This is a genomic window from Brevibacillus sp. AG (assembly GCF_028369215.1).
GTDB classification, from domain to species: Bacteria; Bacillota; Bacilli; order Brevibacillales; family Brevibacillaceae; genus Brevibacillus; species Brevibacillus porteri.
In genome coordinates, this window is record NZ_JAQMYO010000002.1 from 311,349 (window position 1) to 337,838 (window position 26,490).

Here is a 26,490-nt window from a genome sequence, read left to right on the forward strand (position 1 = left end):
GGCGGCATAATGTTATGCCGCTTTCCCTGTTTTGTTTAATGACATATATTCGAAAGACATCCAGTAATTTACTTTGCTCTGGGCAATGAGCCTAAAAAACATGAGGAAGGGTACGGCCATGGCGGTATATGAGGAACGCATTCCGCAAGTTAAGCAACAACGCCCCAGAAGAAGGGGCAACCGCAAGCTGGTCATTCTACTGGTACTATTTTTTCTTACCATTCTCATCATCGTTTTTATCCGTTCCCCTTACAGTAAGGTGCAAGAGATTCGAGTGATTGGTAATGATATTTATACGACGGAGCAAATCATTACACAATCTGGCTTAAAAAAGGACATGCAGTTTCTAAACGTATGGGAGAACAGTGTACGAACTAACATGAAACCATTAGAGGCCATTAAAGATGTGACGGTGAGCCGCTCTTTCCCTGGATTGATCACGCTACATATAACCGAACAAAAGCGCGTCGCTTTTTGGAGTGGGCAGGACGGAAGCCGTTATGCCTTACTGGACAATGGCTATGTGCTCAAACAGGTTAATTTCGCCAAGCGCGTAGTGGACAGGCCATTGATTAGCTCGTGGGCTTCACCTGAGCTCCTTCCCCATCTTGCGAAGTCGCTATCGAAATTATCGCCAGATGTACTCGCGGAAATTTCGGATATTACGCTGACGCCAACGGTTTACGACAAGCAACGCGTCACGCTGTACATGCGAGACGGGAATGAAGTAAGAAGTGTCATCTACAAGCTCGACAAGATGATGAACTGGTACCCGACGATCGTGAAAGAATTGCCGTCAAATACAAAAGGGGTGCTCTCTTTGTTTGAGCAGCCGTGGTTTATTCCGTACGGTGCTCAAGGGGCTATTCCTATACAGGAAGGGCAAGAGCAACCACAGCAGTAAATGAAAAAGGGGAAAGTAGACAATGAGTCGTCGTCGCAAATTTCATTTGTATTTAACCATCGTGACGTTATCTACCGGCTTTCTAGTGGCCACTTCCTTCGAAACGAACAAGCTTACGCGCAAAGAACGGATGAATGATCAGCTGTTCCAACAGGAAACGCAATTGAATGACCGAATTTTGGCTGAGAAGGAGCAAAATCGGCATCTGGAAAATCAACTGCTCGATTTGCAGCGTCAGGTGGGAAAAGTGGAAGAAGCGATGGCAGAGCGTAAATCGGAGGCTGCAGAGACACTCAGTCAACTGGATGCAGCGCGGATGCTGGCAGGGGTAGTCGCTGTTGCAGGGCCGGGTATTGTCATAACGATGCAGGATAGCCAGAATGCAGCGAACAGCGCAGACATCGCGAACTACATCGTGCATGAGCAGGATGTGCGCCTGGTCGTCAATGAACTGCGTGCAGCAGGAGCAGAGGCCATCAGCATTAACGGACAGCGAGTGGTGAGCAATTCCGAGATCCGTTGTATTGGACCAACGATTATCGTAAACGGCATCAAGTCGGCCGCTCCGTTTGTCGTAACAGCGATTGGAAATCCCGATACACTAGACAGTGCTTTGAACTTGCCGGGTGGTGTTTTGCACTCCTTGCAAGATTTTGTCCAAATAAGCGTAGCCAAAAAAGAGCGGGTCGAGCTGCCTGCCTTTGTTGGTGACGCGAAAACGAAACACTCCTAAATAAAAGGATGCGTTTACCTATGTTACAAAAAAGCCGTAAAATCACATTTATTCTTGCCATTATTAGTGCTATCATAGGTGTGATGTTGACTGTGCAATTACGAAGCAGTCTTCATCCTGTTCATAAAGAGTCTCGCAGCATCGCGGAACTTCGGACCACGTTGCAAAAAGAACTGGAGAAACACAAAAACCTGCTCGCAGACATTTCAAAGTATAATCAGCTGTACTACCAATACGAAACCTCACTCAGTGAAGATGAAAGTATCTCCGTTATGAAAGAGGAGTTGGCACGGACTCGCCGAATGGCTGGTATGGTAGGGATGGAGGGAGAAGGCATCGTTATTGATGTTGTCGATGCCCATACGCCTGAACAACCAGCTATGGATGAACATATGACTGTGCCTGTTGTAGGAGACTATACGATTGACGATGAAGATTTGCGCTGGTTGGTAAATATCCTGTTTGCAAACGGAGCACAAGCTGTATCCATTAATGGCCATCGACTGATTGCTACCACTGCAATCCGCAATGTGGGAGACGTCATCCAAATCGATACCAGGACGATTAGGGCTCCGTATGAGATAAAAGCATTGGGGGAACCTGAAGTATTGTTGTCCGCATTGAAGCTGGAGGGCGTAGAGGAGAACTTTCAACTGGCGAATAAAAAGGTGCTGGCAGAAAAACGGGACAAGCTGATGATTTCAGCGAATAACGAAACACGTGTCATTCAATTTATGAAACCTGTGAAAGAAAAAGGAGATTCGTAACCATGTGGCTCCCGCTTATCGGACTGATTGTCGGTCTTGTTGTCGGCTTCCTGCTGGATTGGCGTGTGCCCCAGGAGTATAGCAGCTATCTATCAATAGCCCTCCTGGCGGGATTGGATACGATCTTTGGGGGGATTCGTTCGTTTTTAGAACGTACTTTTAACGTTCGTATTTTCATGTCTGGATTCTTTTTCAACACACTTTTTGCAGCAGGCTTGGCCTTCATCGGAGGGTTCTTGGGGATTGATCTATATTTGGCTGCGATCGTGGCTTTCGGCGTCCGCTTGTTCAACAATCTCGCTGTCATTAGGAGAATTGTTCTATCCAAATGGATCAATCAGCAAGAATAACGCGAAGGAAAATGGGAAGATGGTCATTTTTTTACAAAAAATCAATAAGAAAAAAAGGGAATGGTTGTCCTGTGTGGAATAATTTATGCAGGTGTTCTCATTTTAGCAAGAAAAAAGACGTAGCAGGGGAGGTGTCACAGGTTTGGTAAGCAATGAACTCATAGTCAGCCTAGACATTGGAACATCCAAAGTACGCGTCATGATCGGCGAGATCAACAATGGTTCCATCAACATCATCGGCGTCGGACAATCACACTCAGAAGGCATCAAGAAGGGCGTGATTGTAGACATCGACCAAACCGTGCATGCCATCCGAGAAGCGGTTGATCATGCGGAGCGCATGGTTGGCGTTTCAATCGAAGAAGTGTATGTGGGGATCACTGGAAACCATATCGATCTGCATGAAACCCAAGGGGTTGTCGCTGTATCCAGCGAAGACCGTGAGATACGAGAAGAAGATATTCAACGCGTAATTCAGGCAGCGAAGGTTGTGGCTATTCCTCCAGACCGTGAAATCATCGAGGTAGTCCCAAAGGAGTACATCGTTGATGGACAAGGGAGCATTAAGGACCCTCGTGGGATGATTGGTGTCCGACTGGAAATGGAAGGGACTATTGTGACCGGGTTGAAAACGGTCGTACATAACATCGTTCGCTGTGCTCAACGAACCAATCTGCGTGTAGCTGGAATATTCTTGCAACCGCTTGCGGCTAGCACTGTTGCTCTATCCAAAGATGACAAAAATATGGGTGTCGTTCTTGTCGACATCGGTGCGGGTTCTACCACGATCGGTGTATTCGAACAAGGGAAACTGGCAGCGACCACCGTGATCGGCATCGGTGGCGACCACATTACTAGCGATATTTCACTGGGACTACGCACGCATACAGATGTGGCAGATCGTGTGAAAACCAAAAACGGCTGTGCCCTTATTGACGAAGCATCTGAAGATGTGAAGTTCAAGGTGAACCGGATTGGTAGCGAAGTCGAAAAACAATTTACGCAAGTGGATTTGGCCAATATTATCGAGCCGCGCGCTGCGGAAATATTCCAATTAGTCGAGGATGCTGTATACAAATTGGGCTACCGCGACGAAATTGCAGGGGGCTATGTTCTTACGGGTGGTACCGTAGCCATGCCGGGCATGTTGGAATTGGCAAAAGAAGAATTGGACGCACCTGTTCGAATTGCGATTCCTGATTACATCGGAGTGCGAGATCCTGCCTACACCACCGGGGTAGGTTTGATTCAATATGCCTTGCAGTTGATGGAGCGCCGCAGCATTCGCGTCACCCCCTCATTCAAGGGCACTCAGAAGCAAACCGTCTCGTCTAAGCCAAAAGAAGGCGGCGGTTTGATGGAAAAAGTAAAAAACTGGTTTAGCGAATTTATTTAAGGGAGTTCGCTTTACCGAGCTTAACTACAATGACGAAGTCGGGGATCGTTTCGTTCCATTGTGTTTAGTTGACAGGCTTCTGTAGCCACGAGTTTTTCTTATGTTGAATTGGGGAGGACTAGCAATATGCTGGAATTTGATATGGACTTGGAATCTTTTGCACGAATTAAAGTCATTGGTTGCGGGGGCGGAGGTAGCAACGCAGTAAACCGCATGATCGCAGGTGGAGTAAAGGGTGTAGAATTCATCACCTTGAACACCGACGCGCAAGCACTTCAGCTCTCTAGTGCAGATATCAAGCTGCAAATCGGGGAAAAGCTGACACGTGGACTTGGAGCGGGTGCAAATCCTGAGATCGGTAAAAAAGCAGCGGAAGAAAGCCGTGATTTGATTGAAAACGCTCTGCGTGGAGCTGACATGGTATTCGTAACTGCCGGTATGGGTGGTGGTACGGGTACAGGTGCAGCACCTGTTGTTGCAGAGATCGCTAAGGAAATGGGTGCTCTTACCGTTGGTGTAGTAACCCGTCCGTTCTCCTTCGAGGGTCGCAGACGCTCCCAGCACGGTGAGATCGGTATTGCTGCTCTGAAAGAAAAAGTAGACACACTGATCGTGATTCCTAATGACCGACTTTTGGAAATCGTTGACAAAAATACACCAATGCTCGAAGCGTTCCGCGAAGTTGACAACGTACTGCGACAAGGGGTTCAAGGTATTTCCGACCTGATTGCGGTACCTGGACTGATCAACTTGGACTTCGCTGACGTGAAGACGATCATGACTGAGCGTGGTTCTGCTCTCATGGGTATCGGTGTAAGTAGCGGCGAAAATCGTGCGGCTGAAGCAGCTCGTCGCGCTATTTCCAGCCCACTGCTCGAAACTGCGATTGATGGTGCACGCGGTGTTCTCATGAACATCACAGGTGGTACGAACCTGAGCTTGTACGAAGTAAACGAAGCAGCTGATATCGTATCTTCTGCATCGGACCCAGATGTTAACATGATTTTCGGTGCGGTAATTAACGAGGATTTGAAAAATGAATTGGTAGTGACCGTAATTGCAACAGGCTTCGAGCATAGTCAACGCGCGGCGGAAGCTCCACGTCGTCAACAACAGCCGATCAACACGCCTGGCAATCGTCCGACACCAGTTTCCAATACGAATAACAGCCGTGCGAAGGAAGAAGAGGAAGACAAGTCCTTCTTCTCCATGGGCAACCTGGATAATCTGGATATTCCAGCATTCCTGCGCAATCGCCGCCGCAACAAAAACTAAAGCGATAAACGACTGTCAAAAGCCTTGTTCCCGTCAGTGGGGACAAGGCTTTTTTTCGTTGATTGGATGAAAAAATGTTAGACAAAAAAACCAAAAAAACACCGTCAAGAATTGACAGACTTTACATACACATTGATATATACTGCTTTTACTGATAGAAGTCGTCCTACTATTTACCATTTTTGCTAGGACACATGCTTGCTGCCAAGTCGGTCAAAAGATGAGGAGGAAAGCAAGTGGTTGTGTATCTTGATATCATTCTACTCCTGAATGTGGCTATTGATACCTTGTTACTCTGGTTTACTGCTTATTTTCGCAAAGAGCGCATGGTGTGGTGGAGAATGATACTTGCGTCCCTGTTTGGCTCCGTGTATCTGATCTTTTTCTTTTTTCCTGTATTTTCTCCGATGTATCAATGGTGGGTCAAACTGCTCTTTTCTGTCATCATGCTGTGGATTGCTTTTGGGAACAGGAGGTTGTTGTCCTTTGCGCAAAACTTAATCATTTTTTACTTTGTCGCATTTGTGTTCGGAGGGGGAGTGCTTGGGCTACAGTATTTTTTGGCACCGCAGAGTGAAATTGTAAATGGACTGGTTGTCACGCATAATGATGGGTTTGGCGTAGGTTTCAAGCCAACCTTGGGGATTGTTCTGATCGGTTTTATCCTGATCTTTTTTCTCGGGAAAAAGAGCTACCGCGCGATTCAGGAGCCGCGAAGAATCGAAACCTTTCTTGTCGATGTCGTCGTTACGGTGGCAGGGGAAAAAGTCATTTGCCGTGGACTTGTGGATACTGGAAACCAGCTCCACGAGCCAATTACACGCATACCCGTCATGATTATAGAGAATCGCATGTTCGCACATTTGCTTCCGCCGTCGCTTCTCCGACAAGCCGATGAAAACGGTGGAGTGTGGGAGAAGCTGGACGGATCTTGGGACCATCTGCCGCTGGAATGGCAGTCTCGGGTACGCTTGATCCCGTATCGCAGCGTGTCAAGAGGTATGGATTTTTTACTCGCAATCAAACCAGACCATGTCATGGTCGTGCAAGACGGGATTCGTTTTGAAACAGAACGGGTGTTAATCGGGCTTAACCCGATCCCATTGGCCGCTGACGGCAAGTATCAGGCCATCGTGCACCCAGCCATGATGGAAACCTATGAAGCGGATGTTCAAAAAGTCATCTTTTGATCACGAAGAAACAACCTTTATTCTCAAACAGGAGGGCTAATCATGTATGTAAAACTTCGCCTACAACTCCAATTGACCTGGTACCGAATCTTGCTCTGGCTTGGTGTACGCGCCGAAGAAGTCTATTATATTGGCGGGAGTGAAGCATTGCCTCCACCGTTGACCAGAGAAGAAGAGGAGCTGCTGCTCGGACGACTGCCGTCTGGTGATCCGGCTGTTCGCGGTATGCTCATTGAACGCAATCTTCGTCTGGTCGTATACATCGCCCGCAAGTTTGAGAATACGGGAATTAATATTGAGGACTTGGTCAGCATTGGCACTATCGGCTTGATCAAGGCTGTGAACACCTTTGATCCAGACAAGAACATCAAGCTGGCAACGTATGCTTCTCGTTGTATCGAAAATGAAATCCTCATGTATCTTCGCCGCAATAATAAAATTCGTTCAGAGGTATCTTTTGATGAACCGCTTAACATTGATTGGGATGGCAATGAGCTGTTGCTCTCAGATGTTTTGGGTACGGAGAATGACACGATCTATAAAAACATCGAGGACCAAGTGGATCGAAAGCTTCTGAAAAAAGCACTGGATAAGCTGTCTGACCGCGAGAGAATTATCATGGAGCTGCGCTTCGGCTTAGCAGGAGAAGAGGAAAAGACACAAAAGGATGTAGCGGATTTGTTAGGAATCTCACAGTCGTATATTTCGCGTTTGGAAAAGCGAATTATAAAACGGTTGCGAAAAGAATTCAACAAGATGGTCTAACGCATATTTTCCCAGCTTGGGGGGATACTGTTCCTAAACCGAAACAGATGGTGGTTTTTGCCACCTTCTTGGTCGGCTACGCGTCAGTTACGCGGCCTTTCAAGACAACCGGGTTAGGGACTTTTTTCTTGCTTCGAGGAGGGAAAGACGTGACGCGCAATAAGGTAGAGATATGCGGGGTAGATACCTCCAAGCTTCCGGTGTTGACAAACAAAGAGATGCGGGAATTGTTTGAGCGCCTGCAAAGTGGGGAGCTGGCTGCCCGCGAGAAGCTGGTCAACGGCAATTTGCGACTGGTGCTTAGCGTAATTCAACGGTTCAACAATCGCGGAGAATTCGTGGATGACTTGTTTCAAGTGGGCTGCATCGGATTGATGAAAGCGATCGACAACTTTGATCTCGGACAAAATGTGAAGTTTTCCACGTATGCCGTACCGATGATCATTGGAGAAATTCGACGCTATTTACGGGACAACAATCCGATTCGCGTTTCCCGTTCTTTGCGAGACATCGCGTACAAGGCCTTGCAGGTGCGTGATAATCTGACCAACAAACATTCGAGAGAGCCTACCATTATCGAGATTTCTCAGGAATTGAACGTAGCCAAAGAAGACGTCGTGTTTGCACTCGATGCGATCCAAGATCCGGTTTCTTTGTTTGAACCGATTTATCAGGATGGCGGCGATCCGATTTACGTCATGGATCAGATTAGCGACGAGAAGAACAAAGATGTCACGTGGGTCGAAGAAATTGCGCTTCGTGAGGGAATGCAGCGGCTAGGTGACCGAGAAAAAATGATATTATCCATGCGCTTTTACGAAGGAAAAACGCAAATGGAAGTAGCAGAGGAAATCGGTATCTCACAGGCACAGGTCTCTCGATTAGAAAAAGCGGCAATTGCCCATATGCAAAAGCACGTTCAATCGTAAGGAGAAACCAAATAGGTGACCCGGCGGTCTTGTACCGTTCGGGTTTTTTGTACGAGCGGAAAAGTTAGTTTTCAATCGCCTTACTTTTTGGCAAAGAAGCGGACATATTCCTCGGTGGACTCATATACTGAAAGTAACGGAGAAAAGAAGGTGAGGAAGAATGGTAAAAATCTCTGACTTCCAGACCAAAGAAGTGGTAAATATTCTCGATGGGAAACGGCTTGGGCAAATTTCAGATTTGGAGATCGATCTGCGTCACGGTCGTGTAGAGGCTATCGTCGTACCGGGACCAGGCAAGTTTCTCGGCTTCTTTTCTGCCGGGAACGATTATGTCATACCCTGGCGCAATATTGTGAAGATCGGGAAAGATGTGGTGCTTGTTCGGATGGAAGAAGCACTTAAAGTTGAAGTGAAAACTTCAGGTGGAGAAGAATACTAATGCGTAAAGGGAGAAAGGCACGGATAGCCTTTCTTTTCTTTTCGGCTATGGTATGATTAGCCATATGAGGAAGGTGACAACATGAGAGAACCATTTGTCAGGGTAGAGGATAAGTCAATCTTATCGGTAACAGAGTGGGAGCAACAATTTCCTGGCTTAGTGGCGGGGTTTACTATTCGCTCAGGCGGGGAAAGTGAACTACCGTACGGGTCTTTTAATATGGGGTTGCATGTGGGTGATGAATCTGCGAACGTAGTAGCCAATAGACGCAAGCTAGCAGAACAAGTCGGGATGTCTTTTACAGCGTGGACATGCGCCGACCAAGTGCACGGGAATCGGGTATGCCAGGTCACAGCAGGCGGTGCGGGAAAAGAAAGTCTGGAGGACGTCATATCTGCAACGGATGGATTGTTTACCCTTGAAAAAGGAGTCATGCTGACCTCGTTTTATGCAGATTGCGTTCCTCTCTATTTTCTAGATCCCCAATTGGGAGCAATCGGACTTGCGCACGCAGGCTGGAAGGGGACAGTGGGCCGTATTGCCGAGGAAATGGTGAAGGCAATGACGAAGCACTATCAAGCAAAGCCAGAGGGTATCCGCGTCGCAATTGGCCCATCCATTGGCGGCTGTTGCTATGAAGTTGATGAGCGAATCATGACGCAAGTACGCACTTGTGCAGCCGATTGGGAAAAAGCAGTAATCTCCTCGACAGGAGAGCGGTATATGCTGGACCTTCGTCAGCTGAACACAGAGATATTGCTCGAAGCAGGAATTTCTTCAGGGAATATTTTATCCACGGATTGGTGTACAAGCTGCAGAACAGACTTGTTTTTCTCACATCGCAAGGAAGCTGGGATACAAGGAACTACCGGACGCATGGCTTCCTATATCGGCTGGAAGGAAAACCTGTAGAAGAAAGGGAAGGGTTCGTTATGACCAAGGAACAAGAACTGTTAAAAGAACGACTGCAATCCATTGAAGCAAGAATTCAGGCTGCTTGCGATCGGGCGAACCGCAAACGTGAGGAAGTAAAAATTATTGCTGTGACCAAGTATGTCGACGCAGATGCCATTGGGGACTTGCTCGCTGTAGGCGTAGAGAATATCGGGGAAAATCGCGTGCAGGATGCCTTGCCCAAGCACCAGCTACACGGCGATAAAGGGATCTGGCATTTTATTGGGCACCTCCAGACAAACAAGGCAAAAGAAGTCGTAGGACGATTCCCGTACATCCATTCTCTGGATCGGTTTTCTTTGGCACAAGAGCTGAATCGACGCGGTGAAGCGTTGGATCATGTCGTAAAATGCTTTTTGCAGATCAATATATCCGGCGAAGAGACAAAATTTGGGCTTAGTCCCAATGACGTATTGGCTTTTTTGCGCGAAACCAGTAATATGAAACATATAAGTATCGTCGGATTAATGACGATGGCGCCTGTTGTCGAAACCCAAGAAGAAGCCAGACAGGTGTTTCGTGGCCTCTATGAGTGGAAGCAACGGATTAACGAAATGGCGTTCCCGCACGCACAGGTGGAAGAGCTGTCTATGGGCATGTCTAGTGATTTTGAAGTGGCCATTGAAGAAGGAGCTACATATATTCGGTTGGGGTCGGTATTGGTCAAGCCGGAGTAAAGGAAAACAGACCAAACCACGGAGTAAGAGAGGAGGAAGAGTATGGGTGTTATGAATAAATTGATGGGGTTTCTGGGGTTAGAAAACGAGGAATACATCGAAGAGACAACAACGGTGGAAGAGGAAAGAGAAGAGCAAGAATCCTCGCACAAACGCCAGCCGACGGGTCGAGCTAATAACGTGGTACCGTTTCAAGCACGGGAAAAGGAGGGAATCCGTTTGATTCTCTGTGAACCCCGTCATTACAGTGACGCACAGGATATCGCAGACAACCTGCGTCATCGTAGACCCGTTGTGGTCAACCTCCATCGCGTGGAAAAAGACCAAGCCAAGAGAATTATCGACTTTTTGAGCGGGACGGTCTACGCATTAAACGGCGATATCCAAAAGGTCGGAGACACGATCTTCGTGTGCACGCCTGACCATGTAGATATTCAGGGTACGATTTCCAGTGTGTTGGAAGAGTAGCCAATTAAGACGAATATAAAAGGGTGAGCTAATGAAAGTTGTCGTGGATATTTTAGATTTTGCCTTTACGGTATATCAATACATGATTATTGCTTACATTTTGATGTCTTGGGTTCCTCAAATGAGAGGTACAGGCATCGGTCAGTTACTGGAAAGACTGGTTGAGCCTTATTTGGCACCATTTCGCCGGTTTATTCCACCGCTCGGGTTCATCGATATCTCCCCGATTGTCGCATTGATGGCACTGCACTTTGCCCAATCTGGCCTATACGCCATTTTGCGACAAATTCTGTAGGCGAGTGAAACGATGAGCATATTTGACCATTTTTCAAAAGAAGAACGTCCCTTTGTTGAACGGGCGCTGGAAATGCTGACGCAAGTAGAGCGGAAGCAGGCCATGCGCCTTACTGATTTTGTAGACCCTAGGCAGTTGATGATTTTTCAGAGTCTATCTTCACAAGTAAGCGATGTAAAGGTTTCTCCTTATGGAGGCTACGAGGGTGCCGAGCGTGTACGTATCATCATCCATCCGGAGTACCTCCCAGTCGAGCTTGAGGATTATCGCCTTACCTTATTGGCAATCAAGGTTGATCAGCGCTTTCATGTGCTGGAGCATCGAGATGTGATGGGGGCGATGCTGGGCGTCGGGATGAAGCGGGAGAAATTCGGAGATATGCTGACAGATTCAGCTGGCAGCTACGCGATTGTAGCAGAGGAAGTCGCTGATTTTGTCTGTGGGCAGGTGACGCAAATTCATCGGACATCTGTTCAATTTGAGCGGGTAGCATGGGAGGCGTTTACACCACCAGCACCCAAGTTTGTAGAGAAAACGATCACCGTGCCATCACCGCGAATTGACGCGATCATCGGAGAAGTACACAATATGTCTCGCGCAAAAGCACTGGTGCCAATTCGAGCAGGAAAAGTAAAAATCAACTGGAAAGTAATCGAAGACCCATCTTATCAACTCGAGATGGGTGATATGGTATCTCTTGCAGGTTATGGTCGGTTCAAAGTTCTTGAGGTAGCAGGTCCAACACGCAGCGGAAGACTTCGCATGATTGTCGGACTGGTTACATAAGATGGACCAAGGCGCAAAAAATTGTAAAATACGGCAGGAAACACAGCTAATCCTGTCGAAATGATTGAAGACGAATTATCGGGAAAAGTGGGGGGTTCATGTGCCATTAACGCCGTTGGATATACACAATAAGGAATTCAGCACAGGCTTTCGTGGGTATAACATTGACGAAGTGAACGAGTTTCTCGATCAGGTGATCAAAGATTTTGAGCTCTTGATAAAAGAGAAAAAAGAACAGGAAGAGCGCGTAGCCATTTTGAATGAGCGCGTAGATTACTATAAGAGCTTGGAAGAAAATTTGAGCAAGTCGATTCTGGTCGCGCAGGAGACAGCGGAAGACGTGAAGTCGAATGCCCGCAAGGAAGCGCAGCTCATCTTAAAGGAATCCGAGAAAAATGCAGACCGAATCGTCAATGAAGCATTGGCGAAGTCGCGCAAAATCGCAATCGAAATCGAAGAATTAAAAAAACGTGCTTCGGTTTACCGAATGCGCTTTCGGACGCTTTTGGAAGCACAGTTGGAAATGCTGGAGAATGGCGATTGGGATAACATTGAACAGCCACAAGTTGATTCTCCTGTAACAGTTGAATAAATCATTGACGTTCGAGCAATGATGGTATTATAATGAAAGACAACTTTTTCGAAATAAAGCACTTATAGTAGTTGAACAGGCTTATACAAATCATAGACGATGAACGGGAAGAGTACGTGAGCCAGCACTGCCTAGAGAGTCGGGAAAAGGTGAAAACCCGGCCAGTTGCTTTCACAGAAAATCACCCGGGAGTTCAATATCCGAAAGCCCAGAAAACCTTGATGGTTAAACAGGTGAGTAAGTGAGCGCGTCATTCCCGTTACGAATGAGTGAAGTGGAACGAATCCGATGCAGGTTTTTTTGTCGTACGGGTTTGTTCAATCAGGGTGGTACCACGGGAGCTTTCTCTCGTCCCTTTTTGGGGATGAGTGAAAGCTTTTATTTATTTAAGGAGTGAATCAGGCCATGGATTACAGCAAAACCTTAGCGCTACCAAAAACAGATTTCCCCATGCGCGGAAATTTACCAAGCCGCGAGCCACAGATGCAAGCGGTATGGGAAGAGCAAAATATTTATCAACAAGTGCTAGATCGTACAAAAGACCGCCCGTCTTTTGTCTTGCATGATGGCCCTCCGTATGCGAATGGAGATATCCATATCGGTCACGCACTGAACAAAATCCTCAAGGACTTCATCGTTCGCTACAAATCCATGGCAGGATTTTATGCGCCGTACATCCCAGGTTGGGATACACATGGTTTGCCGATTGAGCAAGCGATCATCAATGCACAAGGGTTGGATCGTCGTAGCATCGAAGTGAACGATTTCCGTCAGCGCTGTGAAGAGTATGCGTGGTCCTATATCGACAAGCAACGCGACCAATTCAAGCGTCTGGGTGTTCGCGGAGATTGGGAAAACCCATATGTGACACTCCTGCCTGAGTATGAAGCCAACCAAATTCGCGTATTCGGCGAAATGGCGAAAAAGGGGTATATTTACAAAGGACTGCGCTGCGTGTACTGGTCTCCGTCTTCTGAGACGGCTCTGGCTGACGCAGAAATCGAATACAAAGATAAGCGCTCTCCTTCTATTTACGTCAGCTTCCAGGTAGCAGATGGAAAAGGCAAGTTGGACACAGAAACAGGCGTTGTTATCTGGACAACGACTCCGTGGACATTGCCAGCAAACCTTGCAATCAGCCTGCATCCTGAACTCGAGTACAACGTAGTGAAGGTAGATGGCCGCAAATTCCTGGTAGCCAACGGTCTGATTGAAGCCGCGAGCAAAGAAATTGGCTGGGAAGGCGTAGAGATTCTCGCGACCTTTAAAGGTCAAGAACTGGAAGGCGTAGAAACTCAGCATCCATTCTACGATCGCAAGTCTCCACTCATCCTGGGTGAGCATGTAACCTTAGATGCAGGTACTGGTTGCGTTCATACTGCTCCAGGACACGGGGAAGATGACTTTAACATTGGTCAAAAATACAATTTGGGCGTCCTTTGCCCAGTGGATCACGAAGGTAAAATGACCAATGAGGCTCCAGGCTTTGAAGGTCTGTTCTACGAAGATGCCAACAAAGTGATTACAGAAAAGCTGAAAGAAACCGGAGCACTCTTGAAGCTCAATTTCTTCACGCACTCCTACCCACATGACTGGCGTACGAAAAAACCGGTTATCTATCGGGCGACAGAGCAATGGTTCGCGTCTATCGACGGATTCCGTGAGCAAATGCTCGAAGCGATTAAAAATGTAAAATGGATTCCTCATTGGGGAGAAACTCGTCTGGCAAACATGATCGCGGATCGTGGCGACTGGTGCATTTCCCGTCAGCGTGTATGGGGTGTACCGATTCCAATCTTCTATTGCAAATCGTGTAACGAACCGATCATTAACGACACGACGATCACCCATGTTGCTGATCTGTTCCGCAAAGAAGGATCGAAAGTATGGTTCTCCCGTGAAGCAAATGAGCTGGTTCCAGAAGGGCTTTCTTGCACCAAGTGCGATTGCAAGGAATTCCGCAAAGAAACGGATATTATGGACGTTTGGTTCGACTCCGGTTCCAGCCACCAGGCTGTTTTGCGCGAAAGAGGCATTGCTTGGCCGGCTGACATGTATCTGGAAGGCTCTGACCAGTATCGTGGCTGGTTCAACTCTTCTCTCTCGACGGGTGTTGCCGTGTATGGCACAGCTCCTTACAAATCCGTCTTGAGCCACGGCTTTGCATTGGATGGAGAAGGACGCAAAATGTCCAAATCCCTCGGTAACGTCATTGTGCCTCAACAAGTTATTGACAAGATGGGCGCAGATATCTTGCGTCTGTGGGTAGCTTCTGTTGACTATCAGGCAGATGTGCGCATTTCCGATGCGATTCTGAATCAGATCGCTGAGGTATATCGCAAAATCCGCAATACGTTCCGCTTCCTGTTGGGCAACCTGGATGGATTCAATCCTGCAACAGACCGCGTAGCATATGAAGAGCTGGGCGAGCTGGATCGTTATGTTCTGGCGAAAGCAGCAAAAGTCGCGAAGCGTACGCGCAAAGCGTATGATGAATATCAGTTCCATACCGTTTTCCATGCGGTGCACAACTTCTGCGTCATTGACTTGTCCGCGTTCTATCTGGACATTTGCAAGGATCGTTTGTATGTAGAAGCGCCAGATAGTTTGAAACGACGCGCTGCACAGACAGTGATGTACGATTGCTTGCTCAGTCTGGTGAAGCTGGTTGCTCCACTGTTGCCGCATACAGCTGATGAGGTGTGGGCGTTCATTCCAGGCGTGGAAGAGAAGAGTGTGCAGTTGACGGATATGCCAGAAGGCGACGAACAACATCTCAGCTTTGCAGCAGAAGCAGAGAGCAAGTGGGATGCGTTCCTGGCGATCCGAGACGAGGTACTCAAAGCCATGGAAGAAGCGCGCCGCAACAAGGTGTTCGGTAATTCCGTTGATGCGAAGCTAGCTCTGTACCCACAAACGGAAGAAGTTGCGAAAACATTGGCAGCAATGGACGATCTGGCTGACCTGTTCATCGTGGCTCACGTGGATGTACACAGCGGGTCTGCTCCAGCAGAAGCAGTACAACTCGAAGGCATTGCTGCTGTGGTCTCAGCAGCAGACGGTGGAAAATGCGAGCGTTGCCGCGTAGTGAAACCTGATGTTGGTACTCGCGAGTCGCACGCGTCACTCTGCGTACGTTGCGCGGATATCGTAGAACAACACTACGCACATGTAGCAGAATAAAAATCGGTCGATCAACCTGTCATTCCCTTTGGGGATGGCAGGTTTTTTGCTGTGAAAAACATCTCGATATTTTTCATAAAGGTGGATATGAGCGCATGCGGACCAACAAAACGGTCATGGCCGTTTTGTTGGTCATATTTCCTTCGCGACCAAGACATACTACCTGTTGAGGAAACCAAACAAAGGTGGTGTACAGCGTGGACCAAAAGATGGTGGCCAGCTTCCGGGAAAAGCTGCTGGAACAGAAAAAGGAACTGGAAGACCGCGTACAGGACCATTATGGCATGAGAGAACCGATGACAACCTCTTTGCAGGAGTTTGCCATGTACGATAATCATCCGGCAGATATCGGCAGTGAGATGTTTGAACGGGAAAAAGATTTGGCCCTAGATAGTCTCGATCGTGAGACATTGAAAGAGATTGATCAGGCGCTACTGCGTATGGAGGAAGGCACCTACGGACTGTGTACGGTCTGTGGAGAGCAAATACCTGTGGAGCGACTGGAAGCACTGCCTCAGGCACAAACGTGCAAGGAGCATGCACCAGCGCCCTCAGTCAACGAGTCACGTCCGATTGAGGAACAGTTTTTGCAGCCGCCGTTCGGACGTACATCTTTGGATGAAAAAGAAGGACAGAACGGATTTGACGGTGAGGATGCTTGGCAAATTGTCGAGTCTTGGGGGACATCCAGCACGCCTTTCTCGTACCAGGAACCCGACAAAACGGATTATGATGAAATGTATATCGAGAGCAATGAGCCGGATGGCTTTGTAGAAGCCGTAGAGGAAATCGGTTATACCGATATTGAAGGCTATCACGGACCGGACAGTGTGCATTTTATGAGAAGCGGGACGTATGAGGAGTACATGAGAAAAGGAGAAGGGAAAGGAAACTTCCTCTCCTATGATGATTACGAGGGAGAGCAAGCAGAACGAGAGGGCATGGATGACTACTCATGAGCAGGTAGCGGTCTTGGACCTACAAATTGAGCGCGTGGAAACGTATCCACTACTTCATCGTCTATCGCAAGCTTACGGTGATGCGAATGGGTATAAGCGTTATCGAAGCAGTTATCTCATTCGGATTATCACACGGGCTGGTATAGATGGCTGGGGAGAAATTATCGATTGGCTGCCGACGCTTCATAAGGGCTTTTGTGAGCGCATCATTCCGTACTTGCTGGGTAAGCAGGTGGATAACAGAGTAGCCATTGTCGATGTCGTAGGAAAGTGGCATCAGCGTTCGGCTTCAGGTGTCAGTATGGCACTTACGGAAATTTTGGCGAAAGCGGCGGGGCTATCTGTGTGTCAACTATGGGGAGGCCAGATACATTCGGGCATCCCGGTATATGCCTCCCTCCAATCCTACCGTGAAACAGAAGACTGGAAGCAACAGTCATGGAAGCAAGCCATCCAGCAAGTCGACGATGGCTTCAAGATGGTGAAAGTAAAGATTGGCGGGCGCTCTGTTCAAGAGGATCAAACGCACATCGAAAAACTGATGAATTTGCTTCCTGAACAAGTTCAAGTAGCGGTAGATGCCAATCAGAGCTACGACTGTGCGACTGCAAGGAAGTGGGAAGGGCTTTTTTCCCGTTATGGCAATTGGCTTTGGCTGGAGGAGCCGATGCCCATGGATCGTACAAACGAGTATGTTAAGCTTCGTTCGTCAATATCCATTCCACTTGCTGGTGGAGAAAACTTGATTCGTTGCGCACAGTTTTTGCCCTTGTATGAGGGTGGCGCCATCGATATTGCTCAGCCTGACTTGATGCATACAGGGGGCATTGACGATTATCGAACGCATCTACAAATGGCCCGTCAGTTTGGCTATCGCGTGTCTCCACATTCCTTTGACGGTTCGCTGGCACGAGTGTATACGTTATTTGCACAAGCTTGCTTGCTGGCATGGACCAAGATGGATAGCCATCCGATTGAGCCTGTCGAATGGGATGTCATGGAGAACCCGTTTACACAATTGTTTCCGCTACGACCCATAAATGGCGAAGTGACGCTACCAGCTGGCGTTGGAATTGGCGTCGAGCCTGAGTGGGAGATTATTAACGCGTTGCGCTGGGACGGTAGCGCTTATGCGTAAGACAAGGAGTTTCGTATGGCACAAAATGCGAAAAACCTGATTGGGCTTGTCGGGGTTCCATTAGTGATGGTGCTGGGCAACTCGATGCTGATTCCTGTACTACCTACAATGAAGACGGAAATGAAGCTCACGGCCTTACAGACGAGCTTGTTAATCACTGCTTTTTCGATTGCAGCAGGTATGGTTATCCCTTTTGCCGGCTATTTGTCAGATCGATTTGGGAGAAAAATTGTCATTATCATCTCCCTTGCCCTGTACGGTCTGGGTGGTTTGGTCGCAGGGCTTGCTGCGCTGTGGCTGGATCAACCCTATATGGCTATCATGGGAGGGCGTGTCTTGCAGGGGATCGGGGCAGCCGGGACAGCCCCCATCGCGATGGCATTGGTAGGGGATCTGTTCGATGGCGCTTCGGAGAGTAGGGCATTGGGGCTTTTGGAGACATCAAACGGGATGGGAAAAGTATTAAGTCCGATTTTTGGCTCCTTGCTTGCTCTCATTTCTTGGTACATGGTCTTTTTAGCTTTTCCGATTATTTGCGGTGTCGTTCTCCTGATGTTTTTATTTCTGACCAAGGAAAAGAAACAGGATAAGAAGCCGCTCCCCGTCAAGCAGTACATGCATTCGATCGCGCAAGTGTTTAAACAGCATGGAAAATGGCTTGTCCCTGCATTTTTTATTGGGAGTATCTGCTTGTTCACGTTGTTTGGTGTACTGTTTTACCTGTCTGATTTATTGGAAGAAAAATACAAGATTGATGGTGTCATCAAAGGCTTCTTTTTGGCGATTCCCTTGCTCGTGATGAGTATAGCGGCGTATGTAACAGGAATCATCATCAAAAAGAAGCTGAAGCTGATGCGTCTGTTTGTGATTATCGGCATGTTTTTGCTGGCCACGTCTTACATTCTGGCTAGCTTTGTCAAAGGGGCTTATGTCCTGATTGGTATTTTGGTCATCGGCAGCATGGGGACGGGGATGATTTTACCTTGCTTGAACTCCATGATCGTTGGGGCCGTGCAAAAAACAGAGCGGGGCATGATTACTTCTTTGTATAGCGGAGTCCGTTTTATCGGTGTTGCGATCGGCCCACCTATTTTTACTTGGTTGCTCGGGATTTCTCGGACGGTCATGTTTCTATCAATCGCAGGTTTATCGCTCGTTTTCGCTGTGCTTGCGATCTTTTTCTTGAAGCCCAAGCAGGTCGAGCAGCAAGGACAAGGGACAAAAGACAGCGAGACGAAAGGGTGGCGGCAAATATCAGAGGTATTGGGAATTGAACCTGAAACGGTACACGAGGTACAACGTGAGAGAGCTATCGAAAAGTATGGCTTTGATCCAAATGAGCTCGTCAAGCGTGTGTTGTCGGGAAAGAAGGAAAAGGAAAAACAATAAACAGGCTGTCTCTGTCGGTCATTCTCACCGGATACAATGCCGAGGAGCGACAGGGACGAGCCTGTTTATGATGGCTAGGACTCCGCGAAGGGATGAAGTAGGGCTCGATCGAGTGTGAGTGGATACACATCATCTTGCAGAATGCGACTAAACTCCTGATTGCCTTTTACATCTCGCGGAATATCCGCAAACACAATGGTGGCAAGCACGTCTGAGCCGCTTGGCTGGTTTGTATAATGCGCTACCTTTGCGATATAAATGTCTTTTCGCATCGAGTCGTCGATGGTGTACTGTCCGATGCGCTCAATCCCTTCCAGAATGGCACCGGTTTCTTCATAGACTTCACGAACTGCTGCTGCCAGGCTGTTTTCACCTGCTTCTACTTTTCCCCCTGGTAGCTCCACACCCCGTGTACGATGGCGAGTAAATAACAGCTTTCCTTGATAAAAAGCGAAGATCAGCACGTGACCTGCTTGGTGGTTACGATACTCTTCGGGGGAAAAGGTTAGCTTGACAGGTAAGCCGAAATCGTCGTAAAAAGCGTACATGCAAAGCTCTCCTTCTACAGGCTCATTGATCTGTTGTTTTGAATTTGCAAGGAAATATGCTTGACCGCCTTCATCGCTTGACCAACTGCCAGTGATAAACTCGCATAAGCGGCTCCGTTGTTCACGTCTCCGACTGCGTATATCCATGGAGAGTTGACTCGTTGAGACGAATCTGTTTGCAAATAGTCATCGCCAAACATGTCCAAGCCATCGAAACCAGCTGTGTTTCCATGAACACCAATTCGTGGCAGAATCCAATCGACTACGATCGTCTCTGGATTGCCTGTGCGTGTAGAGGTGAGTGTCAGAACCGTCCGTGCCTCTTCGTGCTGATAATCACTTACTTGTGTTTCCCACAGGACTTGGATGTTGGGGAGGCCAGTGATTTTCTTTTGCCATTCGGGACGAGCACGCCACTCATTGCTCCGAACCAACAGATAAACTTGTCGGGCATGGAAGCTCAAATTTGCTGCACTCTCTAATGCACGATCTCCTCCGCCAATGACGGCGATATCTTGCCCGGCGATGGTGTGCGCTTGGGCAGTTGTAGAAAACCAAGGCGACAGGACGCTCGGACAATCAGCTAGAGCTGGTATTTCGTTCCAGCCAACTCCTGTGGCGATGAGTAGATAGTCGACACGATAAACGGATTTCGAAGTAATTACCTGTTTCGTTTCCCGATCAATGGAAAGAATGGCTTCGTTCAATCGTATGTTTGGCTGCTGGATGAAAGGATGTGCGATCAGTACCTTTACAAGGGCAGCTCCCTGGTCATATACAAGGGGCGGAAAGTCGGTAATCTCGTTGTAAATGTGATGCAATTGGCCGCCGAGTCTATCCGTTTTTTCGATAAGAAGACAAGAAAGACCTAATCGGTGGCACCATATTGCTGCGGACAACCCTGCGATGCCGCCACCTGCGATCAGCACCTGTATGTGTTCCACTCTCAAGTCCCTCCGATTCCCTTATTCATCTATCCGATTTTCCTCAGTTTTAGACTACCTGTTTCGATTCGCAAGTGCAAGAACTCTCAGGGAAAACCGATCGAGTTGAATCGGCAGAATTCTACATTTTGACAGCAAATTGTGGTAAAATGGGACGAAAGTTTTCCAGAATATATTGAAAAATGAAAAGCCCAAAGCACTATGGACCCCGTGATTTTAAAAAGGAGTGAACCGAACGTGCAAGCCAAGAATGACAAGCCTCAAGCTCCTGCAAAACAGCCGCGTAAACGGATCAAGCGTGGTCAGCGAAGCAAGCGGATGTATCTGCTCTTGGCGGGTTGCTTATTCCTCTGTTTGTTGGCCGTAGGAGCAGGCTTCGCCCTCAACCAGTTAGACAAGACACTAGACGTTGTAACGGTAGACCCGTACAAGCTACCGGATCAACCCGTGGTGGAAAAGCCGTACGAACAAAAGAAATCAATCGCCTTCGCCATCGTCGGGGTGGACACGCGCAAAAACATCGGTATGTTAAACACGGATGTTCTGGTCGTCGCAGTCGCCAATCCTGTTACGCAAAAGCTGAGCATGGTATCGTTGCCCCGTGATACCCGCGTTCAAATCCCAGGATATCCAGGCTATCACAAGGTTAATGAAGTATTTGCATTAGGGGAAAATATCAGGAAAGATTCGGAAATCAAAGGGAAGCCTGTTACAGAAAATGGCATGACCATGCTCAAAAAAACATTGAATCATATGCTGGGGATCTCGGTTGAGCATTACGTGCAGCTTGACTTTGAGGGCTTCACAGCGGTCATTGACAAGCTGGGCGGGATTACGGTTGACGTAGATCGCGATCTCGTATACGAATTGCCGAAGCAAGGTGTATACCGTAGTTTGAAAAAAGGGAAACAAGTATTGAACGGAGAGCAGGCACTTGGCTTCGTCCGTCATCGCATCGACAGACGTGGAGACGCTTACAACTCGAGCGACTTCGATCGCAATCGCAGACAGCAGCAGGTGATTCGTGCTGTAGCAGAAAAGAGCATGTCTATGGATGGATTATCGAGTTTGACAGCCGTACTAGATACCGTTGGTCAGCATATCAAAACCGATCTGTCGAAAGACCAAATAAAAGGTTTGGCACTCGATTTTGCCAGCTTTTCGTCAAGCAACATGGTTACTTTGGATAATGGGGCGATCTGGAGCTCTCCGTATTCCTTATGGCCGAGGGAGAACATGCAAGCTGTTCGTACTGCCCTGCAAACAGAAGTGGGAGCAGCTGGATCTGGCGAACAGCTCAGTGATGCAGCGGTAGCGGAAGTAGCCAAGGTCGAAATGAAAGCGGAGAAGAGAACACCAGCTCCGAACCCCAAGCCCACGACAGGTACAAAAGAGCAGCCCAAAACACAAAAACCAGCAACACCACCACCAAATACGGCTCCAGAACCAACACAGGAGCCTGTAACACCAGATGGAAATGGCGGCGAACGCAATCCTGAGCCGACGGATAGTAATATGCCACCACCCGATATTTTGGCCCCGCCTGCACCGGCGACAGATAGTGCTGACATCGGGCAAACTGGTTGATCTTGAGCACACCCCCCAGGCAAAAGCACATATTCTATCGTACATAGACAGTCTTGCCTGTGCTGGGAAGGGAGTGCGGAAGTTATGAAAAACCTGCAAGAGACCATGAAGCAGTTGCAAAAAGCATCCGAAAGTTTGTCCAAGCTCGGCTTTGACCCAGATCATCCATGGAAAGCATTGAGCCAGATGGGACAGATGCTGGACACGAACTTTTGGGAGAATATCGCGACGCTCAATAAGCAAGCAGCACAAAAGACGGCCACCGCCGCCGCGCCAAATGTACCACCCGTGAAAAAGGGAAAAAAAAAGACAAAGGAAAAATCGATGCGTTTCGGGCAGGTAGACGATTCGCATTTTTCCCCCGTCTCGGATATCTTCCAATCAGAGCAAATGGTCATTGTTTCCTGTGAACTCCCGGGCTTCGATCGCGATAGTCTGGAGATTACCCTCTCCGACCAACGGTTGCTGGAGGTCAGGGGGATCATCAAAGAAAGTGAGCATCAGGGGCTTCGTACACAAGGGGAAAGAAGCTACGGCCCCTTTTATCGCAAGCTGGCTCTACCGGTTTTCGTTAGTTCAAAAGGGATGAGGGCCCAGTATCAGGATGGGGTGTTAGAAATCTATTTGATGCGTGATGGAGCTGCGAACGAACGAAAAACAACATTTAAAGCGAGCTTGTAAAAATTGGATCTGCAGGACAGTTGCATTCATGGAAAATCAAAAAAGAACCTGGATATTTCTTCCGGGTTCTTTTTTATTGCACAAAAACAGACGCGATGATATAATCAGTTCACGACTGTTTTGTTTATGTATACATAATTATTGCATCTTACACTTTAATCGTACCATGCTGGTGAACTCTTGTCAAATGCTTTTTCTCAATTTAATGGTTAGGAGAGATATTGAATGAGTTCTTTGGTTCTCGGTTTTCAGGAAATGGAAAAAACACAGCTTTTGCTCGTTGGCGGAAAAGGGTTACATTTAGGGGAATTATCAAAAATTCAAGGAATACAAGTACCAGAAGGATTTTGTGTGACAACAGTAGGGTATCAAAAGGCCATCGAACAAAACGAAACGTATCATGCTTTGTTGGCTCGACTAACCATGTTAAAAGTACAAGATCGAGATCAAATTGGTGAAATCAGCAGGAAGATTCGCCAAATCATTATGGAAGTAGAAATTCCTTCCGATGTTGTGAAAGCCGTTACTCACTATCTCTCCCAATTCGGAGAGGAACATGCTTATGCAGTGCGTTCTAGTGCGACTGCTGAAGATTTACCACATGCCTCTTTTGCAGGTCAACAGGACACCTATTTAAATATCATCGGCAAAGAAGCAATCTTGCAGCATATCAGCAAATGTTGGGCTTCCCTATTTACGGATCGCGCGGTAATTTACCGTATGCAAAATGGATTTGACCACAGTCACGTTTATTTATCCGTTATCGTTCAAAGAATGGTTTTCCCACAGGCTTCCGGAATTTTATTTACCGCTGATCCAATTACATCCAACCGGAAGTTGCTATCCATCGATGCCAGCTATGGACTTGGAGAAGCACTGGTCTCTGGTTTGGTATCTGCTGATTGTTATAAAGTGCAGGAAGGGGAAATTGTCGATAAGAGGATAGCGACCAAAAAATTGGCTATCTATGGACGAAAAGAAGGAGGAACGAAGACACAGCAGATTGATCCTGATCAGCAAAAGACCCAAACACTTACGGAACAACAAATTTTACAACTGGCGCGCATTGGAAGACAGATCGAAGCTTATTTTGGTTGTCCACAAGATATCGAATGGTGTTTGGTTGATCATACTTTTTCTATCGTCCAGAGTCGTCCAATCACGACTTTATATCCCATTCCTGAAGCAAATGATCAAGAAAATCATGTCTATGTATCTGTTGGTCATCAACAAATGATGACCGACTCCATGAAACCATTGGGACTGTCTTTTTTCCTGTTAACGACTCCTGCACCTATGCGCAAAGCGGGTGGAAGGTTGTTTGTTGATGTGACAAATATGCTAGCTTCACCTGACAGCAGACAAATCATAGTAGATACCCTGGGACAATCCGATCCGCTTATAAAAGATGCGCTTATGACCGTAATCGAGCGAGGAGATTTTATACAATCGTTACCAGTAAGTAAAAAAGAGCGGAGTCCGGGTAAAAGCAATAAAGGTATGTCGTCTTTGGGTTTTCAAGAACAATTCGAAAACGATCCGAGCATTGTTTCTGATTTGATAAAGCGTAGTCAAACATCGATCGAAGAGTTAAAGCACAACATCCAAAAGAAATCAGGACCAGATTTGTTTGAATTTATTCGAGAAGACATCCAGCAATTAAAGAAGATGTTATTTGATCCACAAACCATCGGTGTGATTACGGCTGCTATGAATGCTTCAAAATGGATCAATGAAAAAATGAACGAGTGGTTGGGGGAAAAAAACGTAGCAGACACGCTTTCTCAGTCTGTGCCAAATAATATTACTTCGGAAATGGGACTGGCGCTAATGGATGTTGCAGATGTGGTTCGTCCTTATCCAGAAGTCATTGAATTTTTACAGCATGTAAAAGAAGATAACTTTTTGGATGAACTGGTTCAGTTTGAAGGTGGACAGGAAACGAAAGACGCCATCTATGCTTATCTCACGAAATACGGAATGAGATGTGCCGGAGAAATCGATATTACGAAAACGCGTTGGAGTGAAAAACCAATGACGCTTGTCCCCATGATTCTAGGTAACATCAAAAACTTTGAGCCGAATGCTGGCAAGCGGAAATTCGAACAAGGGCGACAGGAAGCTTTGGAAAAAGAGCAAGAGCTATTAGCGCGATTGAAGCAATTACCGGATGGTGAACAAAAAGCAAAAGAAACCAAACAAATGATCGACCTCATCCGGAATTTCAGTGGGTTTAGGGAATATCCAAAATACGGTATGGTTAATCGCTACTTCGTTTATAAGCAGGCTTTAGTAAAAGAAGCCGAGCAACTTATACAAGCTCGCGTTATTCATGAAAAAGAAGATATCTACTATCTCACTTTTGAAGAGCTTCAAGAGGCCGTATGCACACACAAATTGGATGATGAGATCATCAGCAAACGAAAAGAAGATTACAAGTTTTTTGAAAAACTGACTCCTCCACGTGTCATCACGTCTGATGGTGAAATCATTGCAGGTGAGTACAAACGAGAAAATCTGCCCGCCAATGCGATCGTAGGTCTTCCTGTTTCTTCCGGGATTATAGAGGGGCGAGCGCGTGTCATCTTAAACATGGAAGATGCTGATCTAGAAGACGGAGATATATTAGTCACCTCCTATACTGACCCTGGCTGGACACCGTTGTTTGTATCCATAAAAGGTCTTGTCACTGAGGTGGGTGGACTGATGACTCATGGAGCAGTTATTGCGCGTGAATATGGCTTACCAGCAGTTGTCGGCGTGGAAAATGCTACCACGCTGATAAAAGACGGGCAACGTATTCGCGTGCATGGAACAGAAGGGTATATTGAAATATTGTAGTAAGGGGGCCTCGTGCCTCCTTTTTTTGTTTCGTTTTTCAGCCAAAATAAAAACAGTGTCAATGAGAAGACATTAACACTGCGGGGATTAGATGTTCCCAAACATCGGTTGATCGACGACATTGGGGTCCAGTGTATTCGTTGCGTTGACACCATTGAGCGTATTGACGACGTTACCTGTGTTGCCGCCCCCTGAACCGGAGAATGTCTTGGCGGCTGTTTTGGGTGATATGTTGAGCGTATCTCCGAAGTTAACGGTACCCGAATTACTATTGATATTGACAGCTCCAATGACAGAAGGCACAGCCTACCCCCTCCCTCTAGTTTTTTGCTCGTCTTGGAAAATGTGACGAATATTTACGACTCGCGTTTCGAGTGTAATGGATTCGTTCGAACCAACATGGACGACGGACGATCCTGCTAAGAAAGGGACTTCCACTTTTCGAATGAAAATGTACGGACAGTCGTGGAACGTATCGATGCAAATCGGATCGGAGAGAATAGGAGGAGTTAACGGAACGGAAAAGGCTGAGTAATTCTCGAACATAAATTCATTTTCATAGAAGATGGCCTGTTCACGTTGGACGGCTAATATGTTCGCGACAGCATCAATCTGCCGGGAATCACCTATTTGCAGAACAGATGAGGTATCGACCGAGAGAACATCCAGCTTACGGACATGACTGGTCCTTCGGTACATG

General features: G+C 47.2%; 27 protein-coding genes and 1 other annotated feature. Of the genes, 23 read left to right on the plus strand and 4 right to left on the minus strand.

Annotated features, from left to right (window positions below; genetic code table 11):
• Positions 1–118: 118 nt before the first annotated feature.
• The 20 genes from POF51_RS06470 to POF51_RS06565 all read left to right on the plus strand — a co-directional run bounded on the left by POF51_RS06470 (position 119) and on the right by POF51_RS06565 (position 19,189).
• Entirely contained in the window at positions 119–904 is a 786-nt protein-coding gene (locus POF51_RS06470; RefSeq protein ID WP_069849618.1) for a cell division protein FtsQ/DivIB, read from the plus strand.
• A 22-nt stretch (positions 905–926) separates the two neighbouring features.
• Positions 927–1,637, plus strand: coding sequence for a DUF881 domain-containing protein (locus POF51_RS06475; RefSeq protein ID WP_017249555.1), 711 nt, complete (start codon positions 927–929; stop codon positions 1,635–1,637).
• 20 nt (positions 1,638–1,657) lie between these two features.
• Positions 1,658–2,404 (plus strand): DUF881 domain-containing protein, encoded by a 747-nt coding sequence (locus POF51_RS06480; RefSeq protein WP_069849616.1) that lies wholly within the window; start codon positions 1,658–1,660, stop codon positions 2,402–2,404.
• Between the two features lie 2 nt (positions 2,405–2,406).
• Positions 2,407–2,754 (plus strand): small basic family protein, encoded by a 348-nt coding sequence (locus POF51_RS06485; RefSeq protein WP_007717721.1) that lies wholly within the window; start codon positions 2,407–2,409, stop codon positions 2,752–2,754.
• Between the two features lie 142 nt (positions 2,755–2,896).
• On the plus strand, positions 2,897–4,150 hold the full coding sequence (gene ftsA / locus POF51_RS06490; RefSeq protein WP_015892089.1) for a cell division protein FtsA: 1,254 nt from the start codon (positions 2,897–2,899) through the stop codon (positions 4,148–4,150).
• A gap of 126 nt (positions 4,151–4,276) precedes the next feature.
• Positions 4,277–5,425: a cell division protein FtsZ gene (gene ftsZ / locus POF51_RS06495; protein WP_015892088.1), complete on the plus strand. Its 1,149-nt coding sequence runs from the start codon at positions 4,277–4,279 to the stop codon at positions 5,423–5,425.
• Between the two features lie 236 nt (positions 5,426–5,661).
• The gene (spoIIGA, locus tag POF51_RS06500) at positions 5,662–6,615 is read left to right on the plus strand and encodes a sigma-E processing peptidase SpoIIGA (RefSeq protein ID WP_271754521.1); all 954 of its coding nucleotides are present in this window, start codon (positions 5,662–5,664) and stop codon (positions 6,613–6,615) included.
• A gap of 42 nt (positions 6,616–6,657) precedes the next feature.
• Positions 6,658–7,380 (plus strand): RNA polymerase sporulation sigma factor SigE, encoded by a 723-nt coding sequence (gene sigE / locus POF51_RS06505; RefSeq protein ID WP_007717727.1) that lies wholly within the window; start codon positions 6,658–6,660, stop codon positions 7,378–7,380.
• 149 nt (positions 7,381–7,529) lie between these two features.
• The gene (gene sigG, locus POF51_RS06510) at positions 7,530–8,309 is read left to right on the plus strand and encodes an RNA polymerase sporulation sigma factor SigG (protein WP_007717728.1); all 780 of its coding nucleotides are present in this window, start codon (positions 7,530–7,532) and stop codon (positions 8,307–8,309) included.
• Positions 8,310–8,469: 160 nt separating this feature from the next.
• Positions 8,470–8,748: a YlmC/YmxH family sporulation protein gene (locus tag POF51_RS06515; protein WP_017249551.1), complete on the plus strand. Its 279-nt coding sequence runs from the start codon at positions 8,470–8,472 to the stop codon at positions 8,746–8,748.
• 81 nt (positions 8,749–8,829) lie between these two features.
• Positions 8,830–9,660, plus strand: a complete 831-nt coding sequence (gene pgeF / locus POF51_RS06520) for a peptidoglycan editing factor PgeF (RefSeq protein ID WP_069849612.1) — start codon at positions 8,830–8,832, stop codon at positions 9,658–9,660.
• A gap of 20 nt (positions 9,661–9,680) precedes the next feature.
• Entirely contained in the window at positions 9,681–10,379 is a 699-nt protein-coding gene (locus POF51_RS06525) for a YggS family pyridoxal phosphate-dependent enzyme (protein WP_069849610.1), read from the plus strand.
• 42 nt (positions 10,380–10,421) lie between these two features.
• Positions 10,422–10,847 (plus strand): cell division protein SepF, encoded by a 426-nt coding sequence (locus tag POF51_RS06530; RefSeq protein ID WP_017249548.1) that lies wholly within the window; start codon positions 10,422–10,424, stop codon positions 10,845–10,847.
• Between the two features lie 31 nt (positions 10,848–10,878).
• Positions 10,879–11,142, plus strand: a complete 264-nt coding sequence (locus POF51_RS06535) for a YggT family protein (RefSeq protein WP_017249547.1) — start codon at positions 10,879–10,881, stop codon at positions 11,140–11,142.
• A gap of 12 nt (positions 11,143–11,154) precedes the next feature.
• Positions 11,155–11,928 (plus strand): YlmH family RNA-binding protein, encoded by a 774-nt coding sequence (locus tag POF51_RS06540; protein WP_069849608.1) that lies wholly within the window; start codon positions 11,155–11,157, stop codon positions 11,926–11,928.
• A gap of 100 nt (positions 11,929–12,028) precedes the next feature.
• Positions 12,029–12,520 (plus strand): DivIVA domain-containing protein, encoded by a 492-nt coding sequence (locus POF51_RS06545; RefSeq protein ID WP_017249545.1) that lies wholly within the window; start codon positions 12,029–12,031, stop codon positions 12,518–12,520.
• A 90-nt stretch (positions 12,521–12,610) separates the two neighbouring features.
• Positions 12,611–12,879: a binding site (T-box leader), on the plus strand.
• 46 nt (positions 12,880–12,925) lie between these two features.
• Positions 12,926–15,703 carry an isoleucine--tRNA ligase gene (gene ileS, locus POF51_RS06550; protein WP_069849606.1) on the plus strand — a complete coding sequence of 926 codons (2,778 nt, stop codon included), beginning with the start codon at positions 12,926–12,928 and terminating at the stop codon, positions 15,701–15,703.
• Between the two features lie 185 nt (positions 15,704–15,888).
• Complete coding sequence (locus tag POF51_RS06555; RefSeq protein WP_069849604.1) at positions 15,889–16,662, plus strand: TraR/DksA C4-type zinc finger protein; 774 nt, start codon at positions 15,889–15,891, stop codon at positions 16,660–16,662.
• Positions 16,649–17,800: a mandelate racemase/muconate lactonizing enzyme family protein gene (locus POF51_RS06560; protein WP_069849602.1), complete on the plus strand. Its 1,152-nt coding sequence runs from the start codon at positions 16,649–16,651 to the stop codon at positions 17,798–17,800. Before POF51_RS06555 ends, POF51_RS06560 begins: the two co-directional genes overlap by 14 nt.
• A gap of 15 nt (positions 17,801–17,815) precedes the next feature.
• Positions 17,816–19,189, plus strand: coding sequence for an MFS transporter (locus POF51_RS06565; RefSeq protein WP_069849600.1), 1,374 nt, complete (start codon positions 17,816–17,818; stop codon positions 19,187–19,189).
• 74 nt (positions 19,190–19,263) lie between these two features.
• Here the strand turns inward: POF51_RS06565 and POF51_RS06570 are convergent, their stop codons facing one another.
• Both POF51_RS06570 and POF51_RS06575 read right to left on the minus strand, forming a co-directional pair.
• A complete protein-coding gene (locus tag POF51_RS06570; protein WP_069849598.1) occupies positions 19,264–19,737 on the minus strand; it encodes an NUDIX domain-containing protein in 474 nt (157 codons plus the stop codon).
• Positions 19,738–19,751: 14 nt separating this feature from the next.
• Complete coding sequence (locus POF51_RS06575; protein ID WP_069849596.1) at positions 19,752–20,681, minus strand: NAD(P)/FAD-dependent oxidoreductase; 930 nt, start codon at positions 20,679–20,681, stop codon at positions 19,752–19,754.
• Between the two features lie 237 nt (positions 20,682–20,918).
• Between POF51_RS06575 and POF51_RS06580 the strand changes: the two genes are divergently transcribed.
• From POF51_RS06580 to ppsA, 3 genes are all read left to right on the plus strand, one after another.
• Positions 20,919–22,268, plus strand: a complete 1,350-nt coding sequence (locus POF51_RS06580; RefSeq protein ID WP_271754538.1) for an LCP family protein — start codon at positions 20,919–20,921, stop codon at positions 22,266–22,268.
• Positions 22,269–22,352: 84 nt separating this feature from the next.
• Positions 22,353–22,949, plus strand: coding sequence for an Hsp20/alpha crystallin family protein (locus POF51_RS06585; protein ID WP_069849592.1), 597 nt, complete (start codon positions 22,353–22,355; stop codon positions 22,947–22,949).
• A gap of 225 nt (positions 22,950–23,174) precedes the next feature.
• Positions 23,175–25,790: a phosphoenolpyruvate synthase gene (gene ppsA, locus POF51_RS06590; protein WP_271754540.1), complete on the plus strand. Its 2,616-nt coding sequence runs from the start codon at positions 23,175–23,177 to the stop codon at positions 25,788–25,790.
• 87 nt (positions 25,791–25,877) lie between these two features.
• On the opposite strand, the gene POF51_RS06595 is transcribed toward ppsA, so the two are convergent.
• A complete protein-coding gene (locus POF51_RS06595; RefSeq protein WP_017249535.1) occupies positions 25,878–26,093 on the minus strand; it encodes a spore germination protein in 216 nt (71 codons plus the stop codon).
• Between the two features lie 3 nt (positions 26,094–26,096).
• On the minus strand, positions 26,097–26,489 hold the full coding sequence (locus tag POF51_RS06600) for a spore germination protein GerPE (RefSeq protein ID WP_069849587.1): 393 nt from the start codon (positions 26,487–26,489) through the stop codon (positions 26,097–26,099).
• Position 26,490: the final 1 nt, after the last annotated feature.